This is a genomic window from Enterococcus sp. 12C11_DIV0727 (genome assembly GCF_002148425.2).
In the GTDB taxonomy this organism is placed as follows: Bacteria; Bacillota; Bacilli; order Lactobacillales; family Enterococcaceae; genus Enterococcus_L; species Enterococcus_L lemimoniae.
In genome coordinates, this window is record NZ_CP147248.1 from 2,240,833 (window position 1) to 2,255,882 (window position 15,050).

Here is a 15,050-nt window from a genome sequence, read left to right on the forward strand (position 1 = left end):
GGGGGAAAATGATGATGACTGATTTGACGCAACTAGGCCAACAGGCAAAAGAAACAGCTTATCAACTAGGTTTGCTGGATACAAAAATAAAAAATGATTTATTGTTGCACATGGCAGCTGAATTAGAAAAAAACACCGCTAAGATTCTACTAGAAAACCAAAAAGATCTAGCTACTGCTAAAGAAAACGGGATTACAGAGACAATGCTAGATCGTTTACGATTAACAGAAGCACGGATCACAGAAATGGCTGATGGCATCCGCCAAGTCGCAACTTTACCTGATCCAATTGGTGAAGTAGATAAAATGTGGAAAAATGAAGATGGCCTAATGATCGGCAAACAACGTGTACCACTAGGCGTGATCGGCATCATCTATGAATCTCGTCCAAACGTGACAACAGATGCGGCAAGCCTATGTTTTAAAACGGGTAATGCTGTGATTTTACGTGGTGGTAAGGAAGCATTCCACTCAAATCAAATCCTTGTTACAGTTTTACAGCAAGCTTTAGAACAAAAAGGAGCTTCGCCGTTTGCGATTCAATTTGTTGATGATACCTCTCGTGAAACAGCCCAAAAATTGATGAAATTAAATGATTATTTAGATGTTTTGATTCCACGTGGTGGCGCTAATTTGATCAAAACCGTCTTAACGACCGCGACTGTTCCGGTGATCGAAACAGGAACTGGTAATTGTCATGTCTATATTGACAAAGAGGCCCAATTAGAGATGGCTACAAATATTGTCGTCAACGCAAAATGCCAACGACCTTCTGTTTGTAATTCAGCAGAAACGTTATTGATCCATCAAGATGTGGCAGCAGCTTTCCTACCTGTGATCGAAAAGGCATTGAATGAATACAAGGTGGAATTGCGTGCGGACGAACGGGCAATAGCGATTTTTGAACAAGCGATTCCAGCTACTGAAGAAGATTGGGAAACAGAGTTTAATGATTACATTTTAGCTGTTAAAGTCGTCGATTCTTTAGATGAAGCAATTCACCATATCAATCGCTACAATACCAAACATTCTGAAAGTATCGTCAGTGATAATTATTTTGCTACACAACAATTTTTACAGCAAGTTGATGCAGCAGCCGTTTATGCTAATGCTTCAACACGGTTTACAGATGGATTTGTGTTTGGTTTTGGTGCAGAAATCGGTATTAGCACTCAGAAATTACATGCACGCGGACCAATGGGGTTAGCAGAACTGACTTCTACGAAATATATCGTTTATGGTGATGGGCAATATCGGAAATAATCAAAAAAGAGGTTGGGACAGGAGCTTATTTCTCGGGGTTGCTTCTGCTCCCACCGTTTATTCGTATTTAGGGTGTGAAACAAAAGTGCTTTTTACTTTTGTCCCACACCCTTTTTTGATTTTTATCCTCTCACACATTTAACACGTACCCTTTTGAACGTACAGTTCGAATTGTTTCGGTTGCACTAGTTTCTTGTATAAACTTCTGCCTAATATGGAAAATCAAATTGCTAATACGGTAAAATTTCCGCTCCGTGCTCTCTTCTTCTTCCCAAATCACTTGGTACATCTCTTCATAAGTCACAGTCTTGCCCATATTTTTAAACAGCAAGTCCATGGCTTTGTACTCAAGATTAGTCAATTGAACCTCTTCAGTTTCATTTACGACAACACTTCTATTTCGGTGATTTAAAACAATCCCTTCACAACGGCTTTCTTGAACTGTCTTTTCAGTTTGTAAATTGCTAATTACCTTTTTACGCTTTAATGCGTTCTCTGCAACCAGCAGCCACTCTTCTAACTTTAAGCTGTCTGTTTTTACACCATCGGCCCCAAGTTTTAAATAGACCATTCGGTTCATCTCATTTTGAACTACTGACCAAATCCAAATCAGAGAATCTGCTTCTTTTTTCACCTGTATCAACTGTCCACAGATTTCCCCAACTTGTTTCAAACTATTTTCTACTATAATAATCAAGTCATACCTGTCTTTTGAATCCTCAACTATAGGAATCAACGTCCACTCACTTGGTATTATCGTTTGTAATTGTTCCCATTCCGATGTATTACCTTCGAAATTTACTACGCCAATACGATACATGTCTACCCCTCCAATAGAAAATTTTTCTCTTTTGATCCATAGCCGTTTTAGTATGCCCTAATTTGATAAAATGGCCACCAGCGCAGTTTTACAGTACCAATTACCGCTTGTTCATCAACTAAACCATAGTAACGACTATCGGTAGCATAATGTCGGTTATCCCCAAGTACCAAATATTTCCCTTGCGGAATTATGCCATTGTTTGTTTCTAAAATGTCTTTTGAATCAAAATCAACAGTGATTACTTCGTTCTCTATTTTGGCTTGTACTAGCCGTCTTTGTATAAAACGTTCTACAACCAACCGATCATTAATATAGAGTTCATCATTTCGATAACTAACTTTTTCTTCTGGTAATCCTATAATTCGGCGAATCGAAGTACCATTTCCATCAGGCTGTTTGAAATAAATCAATGAAAAACGTTTCCGTTTTCCCAACCGATCAACATAAACCCGATCGCCATCATTTAGCTCATCACGCATACCATAGCCTTCATTTTTTGGTAGCGTAAAAAATACTCTAGAGAGCAAAAAGAGCAATAATAGTACTATTAAAAACGTTATGCCTAATTCCTTACTAACCTCTTGAATGCTGCGTATCTTTCTTTTTTTACGCCTACGCTTTTTTTTGTTATAGGACAATTTTTTTCTACTCATTTAGCCTCACAGCCATTCCCTAAACCCTTTATTTCTTTTGCTTTAAAGCTGCTTCATTCACATTGAAATACGTAAAAACTTTTTTCTGGATCGTTTGTACTTTTTTGATATCTGCTAAATAATTTTTATAGGTTGTTTTTTCTTGCAGACTTTCGACCGATTGGTTATTCAAGTTTAGCCCGATTTCCTTCATTTGTGAATAATAGCGATTTAGCAATTGCTGTCCTTCTACTGTCAACCTCGGATCCGCATATCGAACCCCAAATCCAGATAACTTTGCAGCTAATTCCCGTAAATTTTTTCTTGCTTTCTCAACATTGGGTGTTTCTTGCACCGATGCTAATTGTTCTGATGTTTTATTTAATAAATAATACCCCTCCACAATACCGTCTGAATCACGATCTCCTAAATTTGTCGCTTGGTGGTAACGGGAAAAAGCGGCGCCACCTGCTAAGACTGTACCTAAAAGTAAGAACATCAGCCCCAATTGAATTTGCTTTTTGCCTTTTTTTATTAACATACGAGATTTCTTTTTAAGAATTCTGCGCCTTTTTTTATTTTTTGGTCGAAGTTGTTTTAATTTGAACCTCTCTTTTTTTGTTAGAAAATAAGAAATTAAAAAAACAATTGCGAAAATAATACAGAGGATAGCCGTTGAAAGTATCCCAATGAATAGCCAATCTAGTATCGACATTTTTCTATCCCCCAGAGATGGGCAGTTTTAACAATCGTTTGCTTTGTATCTGCCATTTTTTTGGATCACCAAACAACGTTTTTCTTTGCTTTGCAACATTACCTTTTTTTGTTGCCTGATTTCTTTTTCTTTCTAGCTTTTTTCTTATTCTTTTGCCTAAAGAAGCGGACTGTAAAGAAAATGATCACTATCAGTACGACTCCACCTAGCGCTAATGCAATGATCAACAGCCAATTTATTCGACTTTCTTGTAATAAACTGACATCTTCTTGGTTAAATTTATCTGCTTCTTCATCTGTGATCTTAAATTCTTGTTCCCATTCCCATTTACCGTTATTTTCTGCTGTGACTAAAATATGGGCCCGATAATCGCCCGCCTGCATTTTTTCACCATTCATCAAAACAGGAAAATTGATTTGTGAGTTAGGTGCCATTCTCATTTTATTTTGTTTTGTATCATATAGTACTTCATCCGAACCTTTTTTCATGATTTGAACATCAACGGTCATATCATCAAGATAAACAGGTGCTATATTTGAGTAATTGATAAAAACGGCGTTACGGTAGTTTTGCTGCTCGGCAAAAACTGTGTTGAGCTTCAGTTCTGGCGTTATCACTGTATCTGTTTCAGTTAAAATCATGCCAACTAAGTAGCCGTACTCATTTTTGATCATGGCATCTTGGCTTTCTGTTTGTCCTTTTTGGATCATGTAAATTCCGCCAGAAATTGCACCGTCAAATTGAGCGTTGGGCATCTTTATGTCTAATGTATAATCAACACTTTGGTTAGCAGGAATTTTAACCGTCTTTTCACCTTTTACTAGATCGGCGAAATCATATTTTAAAGATTTATCTTTTTCAAGTTTAGAGGGACCATATTCGACGACACCATTTGTGTTAGTCTTAGCACTATTTAATGCGACTTCTACGGTGATTTCTGCTGAGGAGCTATTGTTCATTTTGATCGTGACAGTTTGCTCCTGACTTGGTGTCATACGTAAGTCAAAATAGCCGACTTCTTTATTATGTTGATTTTCAGGCTGGATGACTTTATACGTAAAGCCACTGCCATCCTCTTTAGCAGCAAGTCCTGTTGTGGATAAAAAGGTACTATTGACCCCTATGTATAGAATAATTGCCAGCCACGTTAAGATTTTCTTTTTCATTCCATACTGCCCTTTCTTTTATATGAGAACAAGTGCGCCAATAATGACGAACTTGTTCCCACTCTTCATTTTACTTTTATGTTTTGTTTAGATTATCTTGCGTCAGCAATCGTCCAAGTAATTGTTGAAGAATAGCCGCTACTTGTTGATAATTTATTGCCTGCTGAAGGGACCCACAATTTAACAGAATCTGCTTCAGTGCTATCAGCCTTATCTCCAAATTGTAGGATAAATTGACCGAAGCCTTTATCTGCAACATCTTGCGTCACAAAAGTTGTTGGTGTTGTTCCATCAGTTTCAACAATTTGTGTTGCTGGAACGCCAGCTGTATTGACTTGGTTTTGATCTGCTGCATTGATTAGTTTCACGTTACCAAATTTCAATTGAGCTGATTTCAACTCTTGTTTTTCTGTATTCGTAAATTTTGTTGCTTTTGCTGTCAAGGTGTGTTTGTTAGGTTGGTTATCAGCACGAGTATCTTTAAATTGTACGAAGTTTGGACTAACCACTTTTGTACCATCTTTATAGACAACTTCAGCGGCTTTTGCTGTATACTCCCAGCCATTACCTGAAGCCGGCGTTACTTTATTGTCGCCGAAATTTAAATCAGTCACCGCAATAACTTTTAAAGGTCCTTTAGCTGGGTTAACTGGTGGTTCTGTAATTGGATTTTCAGGATCGATCGGTTTCGTTGGGTCAGTTGGATCAACTGGTTTGTCTTCACCATCATCCTCACTAAAATTGATCGTACCTTTTCCGCTCCAGTTCAATGGATCATCTGCCGCTTGTACAGCTGTTGGCAAGGATACTGCTGCTCCAAGGACTGCTAATAGCGCAGCTGCGCATAATTTGTGTGTTAATTTCATGTGTGTTTCCTCCTAGAATTTTTTTGATTTATGGTAGCTCAGATATTATCCAAGTTAACACCGTTTGATAGTTTCCTGGCTCTTTTGTTGCTTTACCAGGTACAAATAAAGAAATCGCTTGATTTTCATAAATTGGTTGATTGTTGAACGCAGGATCAACGACTGGATTATTCTGTTCATCCAATTTCGGTTTTAGCGTGTCTGCTCTTTTTTTATCATTCGTTACAGAGGCTCCGAAAATAATCGCCCAGGTTCCCTCCCCCATATTCGGCTTGGCCTCAGCTAAATTATAGCTTTCGCCAATATTTAAAAGCCGAATCACTTCTTTAGACACTTTAGGTGCTGTCTCAGGATCATTTATTGAGTTGGCCCAAGACTGATCGAACGAAAGCACTGCACCGTTTAATCTTTGACCGTTGGCACTATTTTGAAACTGTGTTTCTTGCTTTAGTTGCAACGTCCAACCTGGGCTATCATTTCTAAAATCAGATACTTGTATAAAATTACCTCTTGCTCCAGTATCATCTTTGAACAATTGAGCATTTCCATAATATGTTTGATCTGTATCAGAAATTTCTGCTTCCCAAAAATTGATTTGAGGAACAAAATCAACACGTAATAAGCGATCCGTATTCGGACTTACTCCTGCATCAACAGGTTTTTCTGGATGTTCTGGATCCATCACTTGCAAAGGATGTTTCCCGTTAAATTCAATCGTTCCATCACCAGAGAAGTTAGTAGCATCCGCTTTAGCGATTGACGGGCTTGCGAATAGTGCAAATAATAGTAGGGAACTGACGAGTCGTTCTTTTTTCATCTCAATCACGCTCTCCTTTCACAGGACGTCTCTTCTTCCAAAAGAAAAGAATCAATGCAAGTAAGCTTAAAATAACACCTGTGAACAGCAAACTGACTTTTATTAAATCACCAGTGTTTGGCAGTCGCCCAGCCGGCTTTTTCTCTTGAGGTGATAAACCATTATGTGTTGCGTCACTTGTTTGCTCAGTCGTAGGAGTCGATTTTTTTAAAACGATTCCAGCTTTTGTCTGTACCTGCCCGCCTTCCTCAGCTGCCCAGCCCTTATTAATCGTACCGAAAGACACGGCAAGAAAAATCAAAGGAATTAGAATATAACGAATAATTCGATGCTTTTTCATAACAGTCTTCCCTCCATTAATAGGCTTCTTCTATTTGCCAAGTCAGTGTTGTTTCATATTTTCCTACTTGCTTAACAGATGCGACCGGCACATTCAAACGTAACCCTTGTTTTTTAGGTCCCCACGTTTCTTCGCTGATGTCATATTTTCCAGCAGCCTGGTGTTTTGAGCGAAAGACTTCCTGAGAATCCGTAGATATCACTTTTTCTTCAGTAGTCGTCTGATAGCTTAAGGCATTGGGTAAATGATGCGTAGGATCTCCTGGAATACTAAAATCCTGTGATTGTTTTAACGTAATTTTCCAAGTACCCAAGGTTGAACGATTATCCCAAATAATCAAATGTTGATCATAGCTTGGATCATCGAATTTTTTATTGCTACCACTCACTTTTTGATCACCGAAATCAATCGTATTAGGTGCAGATTCAATAAACAACGTTCCTTTAAACGTATATTTTCGCGTTACACCTTCTGGAACGATCAAAAGATTTTTTTCATCTGGCGGCGGTGTGTTTAAGACATAATTCAGGCCTTTGACCACTTTAAGTTTTTCAATGACTTGAGTATTTTGACTTAAGTCGATACGATCAGCTATCGTTGCTTCAAATGATAAATCTTCGATGATTGGTTGGTCTTTTTCGTCAACAAAAGAAATTTTTACAGTGGCAAAACTTTGGGTGACGGTAACCTTGATTGTTTTATCGACTTTCGTACTATCCAAACCATAAGAAGCGGTTACTTCATAAACACCAGCACCCGCAAGTTCAGGTGGCTTAGGTAAGGTTCCAATCGTCAAATTCAACTTATTTTTATCTATTGGATTTGCAGACAGCTCATTATACTGCCACAATTTTAAATCAGCTTTTTCCTTGATCAAGGTCAGTAATGCAGCTTCTGTTTTAGGGTAATCTTTTGCCGCAACACTAAAGTCTGTCCCACAGATAATGTATTGACTACTTTTGACTACCTCTTGATTTTGAATAAAAATTGGAATCGTCACATCACGCGCGTTGCCCTTTTCATCTGTAAGAGTAACTTGGAAGCTACTAGGACCAATTGTTTTTACGATACTTGCGATATCTTGTCCCGCCTTTAAGTTGATCTTGATTTTATCTTTTGGCGAAAAGTCATCTTCATAGTGTAATAAAAAGGCACTATAATCAGGAGCTCCAGTAATTGCTTGTTCGTCACCAGCATCAATAAAGGTTAATTTTCCAATACCAAGAGGGGCTTCTCGATCGTATGTGATGTCATATGAAGCATCTTTGCCAGAAATAAAGTTTTTAGCTACTGCTTGTGCGGTTAGTGTCAATTTTGCATCATCTGTCACCTTGGTATCCTTCACTTTAAATTGAATATCAACCAACGGAGTCGTTGCCGATAAGTCTTTGGAAAGAGGAACCACTAGTTCATTATTGATATACGTAGGTGTTACAGGAGCACCGTTTAAAAGAAACGTCCCTGGCTGATATACTTGATTGGGTGATAACGTAAACTTGAAAGTGGGTTGAATCATACTCTGCTTACCACCCGTATATTGTCCCGAATAATGCACCGTTACTTCTGAATCTTGCGTAATACTTTGAATTTTTTGTCCTTTACCATTCATAAACTCAACATTTTCAGTATAATTTACTAATCCGGGTACTGATTTGAATGCAACTACTGCTTTTTCAGAAAAAGCACCCGTTGAACCAGTAAATCCCCAATAAACACTATCTGTCCCAAAAGTATCTCTAGAAATTGGAACTGAAATAGGAGCTAAATCACCAAAGGTATAGGTCAAATTACCAACATTACTAGCATTCCAAGCAGTCCATTGAATCTTTAATAAACGCCACTGTCCATCCCCAAGCTTAAACGTTGGGTACTGTAATCCTGAATGGTTGATTCCAGTTATCGTAGTAGATGGACTTGTGTACTTGTAAGAAGAAAGTTTATCTGGAAAAGAATAAGCAATATGTCCTTTATCTGTATTTCTATTTAGACCAGAATCATAACTATCACCGTTGTAGTAAGTATCAAATTCAATGGCAAAACTTTTTTTCAATTGTTTTCCGCCAATTTGACTAGGCGATCCATAAACAACCTTATCACCATAAATGGACAAACCAGCACCGACTAATCCAGAAAAATTGACAATTTTATCTGGATCATTATGCATCACATATGCAATCCCGTCTGCATCACCATCAATGTAAATGTACATTTCAGAGTAAAAATCTTTGGTTAAATCCATTTTATTTTGCTCTGTGGAAAAAATACTCCCGATTTGGCTTATTTTTTTATCCGTGATGATAACATTATTTCCTTCTACATAACTATTTGCTCCTTTAGGCGTTACAAAGATCTGATCTAAAGGAACACTTTGCGGCGCATCAATATACCCTAACGCTTCTGCCTGCAACGGCACACCTACTACAAAAAAAGTCAGTGCAGAAAAAATAACTCTTTTTACTTTACCTAACATCTTTGTTTTCACCTCCTTTCTATTGAGGCGCTTTTTCTTTTAAACATGACAAATAAACCTGCCTTAATCAGAATAATTGACTTCATTAGGGGTCTTTGATTTAATGAGTAAAAGATTCTCATTTTTAAATGAAACGAGAAATACGCTTAATTCCCGCCTAATTTTAAGCATTTTGGGCTCGTTCTGACGAGGAAGTTGACGGCGAAAAAAAAGAATATAGTTCTTAAAACAATTGCCGTTGAGTCATTTCTTAAGCCTTCTAAATAACTGACGTTATTTAAAAGGCTCTAATTTTCTACTATATAGTCCGAAAATTAGTAACGTTTCCACTATTTATAAACATGCTAATTTATCGATAGCCGCTCTTTGCTCTTCAAAAAAAGAATTTGTATATGTATCCAAAGTCAATTTTATGGAGGAATGACCTAACAACGAACTGATAGCGGCAATATTTACACCTAATTCTACACAACGAGTTGCAAACGTATGTCGCAAAGCATGGAAGGGTACATTTAATAAACCTAAGCGTTTTTTGATTTGCTCAAATCGATAGCTGACCGTTCTTGGTTCAACAGAACGAGACCCGCTAGTCACAACAAACTCCGAATTCGATTGTGCTTTGCAGTTCAATAACGCTGTTTTCAATTTTAAAGAAAGTGGAATCAATCGATTGGCATTAGCTGTTTTTGGTGCTGTTTCAACGATTTTAGTGCGCTGACTTGAGGATTTTGGCATTGCGATCCGCTGTTTTGTTCTATGAACACGTAAAACAGACTCCTCAAAATCAATATCTGTCCATTTCAACGCACAAATTTCACCGATTCGCATACCTGTCTCCAATGCTAATAAAACAGGCAATCCTTTGGCTGTTTTTTGACTTTCTATTTCTACTGCTTTTTGTTGATTACGCGTCAGTGCTTGGATTTTTTGTTTATTAATTTTAGGTAACATCGTCTGTTCACAAGGATTCAGATAAATATAACCACGTTCTCTAGCTGCTTCAAAGCAACTCTTGACGATTCGGAATACAATCTGAATAGAGCTGGCTGACAATGATTTAGAAAGTCCTTTTACTAATTGATCCATATCAGAAGTAGTAATCTTTTTGAGTGCCCGCTGTCCTAATAGTGGAAAAATATGTATCTGAAGGTTATTGCTATAACTAGCATATGTGCTCTCTTTTAGTTTTACAGCCATGATGTCATTCAGCCAAATATTTGCCCACTCTCCAAAAGTTCCCTGAAATTCCTTTGCTGATTTTAAATAGAATAGTGCGGTTTGAGCTTTTCGTTCAATCAACTGCTCCTTTACAGAACGATAAGAACGGGCGTAGATATAACCATAATGGATCGTCCCATCTGCTTTACGAGCTTTAGGATAACGCCCTTCCCAACGTCCATCTTTTCTTTTATAAATATTTTCGCCTTTAGCCAAAATAATCAAATCCTTTCTTATAATAGTTGACGGCTTAATTGACGGCGGTAAAAAATACCCCATCTTTCCTTTGAATATCGTCGGTTTTTTCATTTTTTTTTAAGAAACCTAAAAAAATTGAGAAAATAAAACAGTTTTTTCTATTATAAAGCTATTGATTTATTTCAAATAAACCAATACAATGTATTTAACTTAAACAAATTTTTATCAAATAAAACTATTTCTCGTTTCATTTAAAAACAAGAAATAGTTTTATTTTTTTATTTCTATAACCATCTACAACTTACTTTTATCTACTGAAAAACACTACCTTTTTGAAATTAGTAACGGTTTCCCCAACCTCCCTTTTCTTTAATCATTTATTTTTCTGAATAGCTTGAAAAAATACTATAATAATGATTATATAACAAAAAAATAATGATTAAAATTTTAATTTTTAAAAAATATTTATCCTGAAATTATCACTAAATTCTCTATTGTTTACACAAACAGTAACTTTCTTCTAAACACTGTTGGACAGAATGAACGTTATAGGATAGCCTATAAAATAGGTATGAAAAAAACAGATAAGTAATTGGGAGGTTTTCGTATGAAACGTGATGGTCACACGCATACAGAATATTGTCCACATGGAAAAGTGGAAGATACTGAGCAATTGATTCAACAGGCAATTCGTCTAGGTTTTAAAGAATATTCCATTACAGAACACGCTCCTTTACCTAAGGGTATAGAAAAATTTGCAGCGGGAGACCCTGAGGTGTGGAAAACTGCCTCGATGGCTTTAAATGATGTGGATAACTATTTTAAAAGGATGAATAGCTTACGAAAAAAGTATGCTTCTGACATGATTATTCACATTGGCTTTGAGTTAGATTATTTTTCAGAATTTGAAGATTGGACACGTGAGTTTTTAGCAGAATATGGACCGCAAACAGATGATGGTATTTTATCTGTTCATTTTCTTGATGGACAAGATGGCTTGCGCGGAATTGATTACTCATTTGAAGAATATAAAACAGGTGTCGTTGACTATTTAGGAAGCTTTGAATATGCTCAAAAACGTTATTACCAAAAGGTTTTAGCCTCTTTAGATGCTGATTTAGGTCCTTTTAAACCAACTCGCTTAGGTCATATTTCCTTGTGCCAAAAATTTGAACAGTTCTTTGATGAACCAACTGATTATTCTTCCGAAAATACTACACTTGTCCACACCCTTTTGACATGTGTACAGCAGGAAAAATATAGCTTAGATTTGAACACTGCCGGATTTTATAAACAGGGTTATCAACAGACTTATCCACAGGTGTGGATAACTAAAAAAGCTATTGAATTGTGCATTCCATTTGTTTATGGGTCTGATACACATTCACTGGCTGATGTTGGACAAGGATATGAGAGAATTACACAATACCTTTAAAAAAAGAGCAAGACTTGTGAAAAGTTATCCACAAATCTTGCTCTTTTTACTTCATTCAATGTTTCATATTGCGGTGTTTTTATAGCTCGTGCAGGTTGATTTGATCGCCACTTGCTAACGTTTGTAATGTTTCTTTTTGAATAGCATAGATTTTATATCGAGAACTGGCACAAACTTACATTATATTGAGAAGAACAGCTGTTACTGAGGTGTATTCGTCTATTGTGTCATGTAAATCAAAAAGTGACACCTCCGTAAAACCTTTTGAATTTCTTTAATTTTTTCTTTCTGACAATCAATTTTTCAGCGGATATGCTAAACTATATATATTCTATTTATTACGTTGCGAGGTCGATTATGAAGAAAAAAATGCAAGCATTTATCAAAGAAAACTGGCCTTATATGACCGCCAGCTTTTTTATTCCTTTTTTTGTGATGGTCATTGTTTATTTAAGTATTGGTATTTACCCCGGTAGTAGCCGAAGTGTGATGGCCAGTGATTCTTTTTCACAATTTTCCAATTTTCACGCTAGTTTTAACAATATGCTACATGGTAAACAAAGCATTTTTTATACATGGAATGCATCGCTGGGATTAAACTATCTTTCCCTGATTTCTTATTACCTAGGTGGACTATTTACCCCACTCGTCCTATTCTTTAAAAACCAAAATATCCCGGATGCTCTGTATCTGATCACCTTACTGAAAATTGGTTCAGCTGGTTTGGCTTTTTGGGTCTTTGCTAAGAACACTTATAAAATGCCTAAGTGGGGACATGTCATGCTTAGTGTACCTTATGCTTTGATGTCTTTTGCAACCGCGCATTCTGAAATTATCATGTGGTTAGATGCATTTACTTATCTGCCTTTGGTTATTCTCGGTATTCATCGTCTGATGGATGAACGAAAACCAACACTGCTATTTGTCAGTTATCTGCTCTTGTTCATTTCCAATTTTTACATGGGCTTTATGATTGGTGTGTTCTCATTCTTGTACTTTATCGCTCGAATGTTGACGAATTGGAAAGTATACAAACAACAGATCATTCCTTATGGTCTGACTTCTCTTTTAGCAGGAGGCGCTTCGATGATTTTAGTGCTGCCCGCTGTTCTTGATTTACGTGCAAATGGCGAAACATTATCTGAAGTCACTCAGTTTAAAACAGAAGCCACTGCTTTTTGGGATATCGTCATGAAAAATATGATCGGTGTGTATGATACGACCAAATATGGTTCGATTCCGTTTATCTATGTTGGTCTTCTTCCACTAATTTTCTGTATCTTTTACTTTGTCACAAAAGAAATTCCACGGAAAAACAAATTCTTATTTGGTAGCCTGTTCATCATTTTGATTGCTAGCTTTTATATCACGCCGTTGAATCTATTTTGGCACGGGATGCACGCACCGAATATGTTCTTGTTCCGTTATAGTTTTTTATTTTCTTTCTTAGTGGTTTTATTAGCAGGATACGGCTTTGAAAAATTTAAAACAGATGATCTCGGCGTCTTAGCAGGTTCTACGATTATGTTGATCGCTATTTTCGCCTTAGCGGAAGGTACAAAAAACACCACAAGTTATGACTATGTTCCGATTTCGGCCTTTGTCATTACAGCTTTATTTTTACTTTTGTATCTAGCTAGTATCGTCTTTTATCAACTGAAAAAAATACCGATGCACTATCTGATTATATTATTAGTATTACTCGTTTCAACAGAGGCATTCATCAATACTAATACAATGCTAAAAGGTATTCTGGATGATTGGAACTATGCTTCACGCAGCCTTTATTCTGAGCCTTATCCATCAATCAAAAAATTAGTGGATAAAACGAAAAAAGAAAATGATTCTTTTTATCGGTTGGAAAACTTAAATCCTGTTTCTTCTAACGATAGTATTAATTACGGGTACAGCGGAGTCAGTTTGTTTTCTTCTATCCGAAATCGTCATTCTTCTTCTTACTTGAATGACTTAGGTTTCCGTTCTAGAGGAACTGGTTTGAACATTCGCTACCCCAACAATACGTTGTTAATGGACTCACTTGTTGGAATCAAATACAATATTTCGGAAAGTGATCCCTTGAAATTTGGCTTTTTCCCAACAGACAAAGCAGATAAATTTTCATTATACGAAAATAGTAATGCGTTGCCATTAGGCTTTTTAGCTGATAAAGATATTTATAAAGTCAAACAGCCCGCCAACGATAACTTAACCAGTCAAACGGAGTTATTCAATGCATTATCTGATAAACAAGAAAATTATTTCAAATTTTATCAACCAACCATTATTAATAAAACAAATGTTAAAATCGAGCAAAATGCTGGATCAGTAACCTATAAAGAAATTCAAAACAACATTTCTAAAGATATTACTTGGACAGTTGATGTACCAGCTAATACTCAAGCGTATCTTAGCTTATTCCCAACAGATTTCGCTCAACTAGAAAGTTCAAGTGCAACGATGTCGGTCAATGGTGTTAGCCAAAAATCACAAATCAATATTACAGGACAGTATTACAATATCGGCTATTACGATAAACCAACTACTGTTACCTTTACAGTAAGCTTTTATGGCACAACAGCCGTTAGTTTTATGGAACCTAAAGTTGTCGGTTTAGATACCAAAGCCTTTGAATCATCTGTTCAGGCAATCCAAGCCAAAGGCGCTGATCTAACTGCTAAAGGACGAAAAGCTGTCGGTACAGTGAACGCTGAGAAAGATCAAGTCCTTTTAACAACGATTCCTTACGATAAAGGCTGGAAAGCGTATGTGGATGGAAAAAAGGTACCGATTGAAGCGTTTAAAAAAGCCTTTGTCAGCATTCCCGTAACACAAGGTGAGCATACGATTGAATTTGTTTATTTACCGGAAGGTTTTATCCCTGGTGTGATTTTGTTTGTTGTTTGTATTGGGGGATTTGTGGTTTATGTACGGTTTACGAATAAACCTAAACTCACTTTAGTAAAACCTAAAAAAAGGAAACGAAAAAAACGTTAAAATGATCTTTAGTGGAGGAGCTTTGTTGTGAAGCTCCTTCTTTTTTATTACACCAACTTCTTTTATTCTTAACACTTAGAACAAGCATATAGGATTGACGAGTAAAAAATCATA

12 protein-coding genes are annotated in these 15,050 nt (G+C 36.6%); 3 read left to right on the plus strand and 9 right to left on the minus strand.

The annotated features are described in order from the left end of the window. The first annotated feature begins 14 nt into the window (after positions 1 to 14). Entirely contained in the window at positions 15 to 1,262 is a 1,248-nt protein-coding gene (locus A5866_RS10665) for a glutamate-5-semialdehyde dehydrogenase (RefSeq protein WP_176332617.1), read from the plus strand. Positions 1,263 to 1,392: 130 nt separating this feature from the next. Here A5866_RS10665 and A5866_RS10670 read toward each other — a convergent pair whose 3' ends face one another. From A5866_RS10670 to A5866_RS10710, 9 genes are all read right to left on the minus strand, one after another. Further along, positions 1,393 to 2,082, minus strand: a complete 690-nt coding sequence (locus A5866_RS10670) for a winged helix-turn-helix domain-containing protein (protein WP_086445427.1) — start codon at positions 2,080 to 2,082, stop codon at positions 1,393 to 1,395. A gap of 47 nt (positions 2,083 to 2,129) precedes the next feature. Then, complete coding sequence (gene lepB / locus A5866_RS10675; protein ID WP_086277797.1) at positions 2,130 to 2,738, minus strand: signal peptidase I; 609 nt, start codon at positions 2,736 to 2,738, stop codon at positions 2,130 to 2,132. Between the two features lie 28 nt (positions 2,739 to 2,766). Then, positions 2,767 to 3,258 (minus strand): hypothetical protein, encoded by a 492-nt coding sequence (locus A5866_RS10680; protein WP_254907627.1) that lies wholly within the window; start codon positions 3,256 to 3,258, stop codon positions 2,767 to 2,769. Between the two features lie 272 nt (positions 3,259 to 3,530). After that, a complete protein-coding gene (locus A5866_RS10685; RefSeq protein ID WP_086277794.1) occupies positions 3,531 to 4,598 on the minus strand; it encodes a DUF916 and DUF3324 domain-containing protein in 1,068 nt (355 codons plus the stop codon). 92 nt (positions 4,599 to 4,690) lie between these two features. After that, the gene (locus A5866_RS10690) at positions 4,691 to 5,464 is read right to left on the minus strand and encodes a WxL domain-containing protein (RefSeq protein ID WP_086445425.1); all 774 of its coding nucleotides are present in this window, start codon (positions 5,462 to 5,464) and stop codon (positions 4,691 to 4,693) included. Positions 5,465 to 5,492: 28 nt separating this feature from the next. Next, the gene (locus A5866_RS10695) at positions 5,493 to 6,281 is read right to left on the minus strand and encodes a WxL domain-containing protein (RefSeq protein ID WP_086445424.1); all 789 of its coding nucleotides are present in this window, start codon (positions 6,279 to 6,281) and stop codon (positions 5,493 to 5,495) included. Between the two features lies 1 nt (position 6,282). Next, positions 6,283 to 6,621, minus strand: a complete 339-nt coding sequence (locus A5866_RS10700; RefSeq protein ID WP_086277788.1) for an LPXTG cell wall anchor domain-containing protein — start codon at positions 6,619 to 6,621, stop codon at positions 6,283 to 6,285. A 16-nt stretch (positions 6,622 to 6,637) separates the two neighbouring features. After that, entirely contained in the window at positions 6,638 to 9,091 is a 2,454-nt protein-coding gene (locus A5866_RS10705; protein WP_086445423.1) for a lectin-like domain-containing protein, read from the minus strand. A 333-nt stretch (positions 9,092 to 9,424) separates the two neighbouring features. Continuing rightward, entirely contained in the window at positions 9,425 to 10,588 is a 1,164-nt protein-coding gene (locus tag A5866_RS10710) for a tyrosine-type recombinase/integrase (RefSeq protein ID WP_254907626.1), read from the minus strand. 526 nt (positions 10,589 to 11,114) lie between these two features. On the opposite strand from A5866_RS10710, the gene hisJ reads away from it, so the two are divergent. Further along, positions 11,115 to 11,942: a histidinol-phosphatase HisJ gene (gene hisJ / locus A5866_RS10715; RefSeq protein ID WP_086445420.1), complete on the plus strand. Its 828-nt coding sequence runs from the start codon at positions 11,115 to 11,117 to the stop codon at positions 11,940 to 11,942. Positions 11,943 to 12,299: 357 nt separating this feature from the next. Then, the gene (locus tag A5866_RS10720) at positions 12,300 to 14,936 is read left to right on the plus strand and encodes a YfhO family protein (protein ID WP_086445419.1); all 2,637 of its coding nucleotides are present in this window, start codon (positions 12,300 to 12,302) and stop codon (positions 14,934 to 14,936) included. Positions 14,937 to 15,050 lie beyond the last annotated feature (114 nt).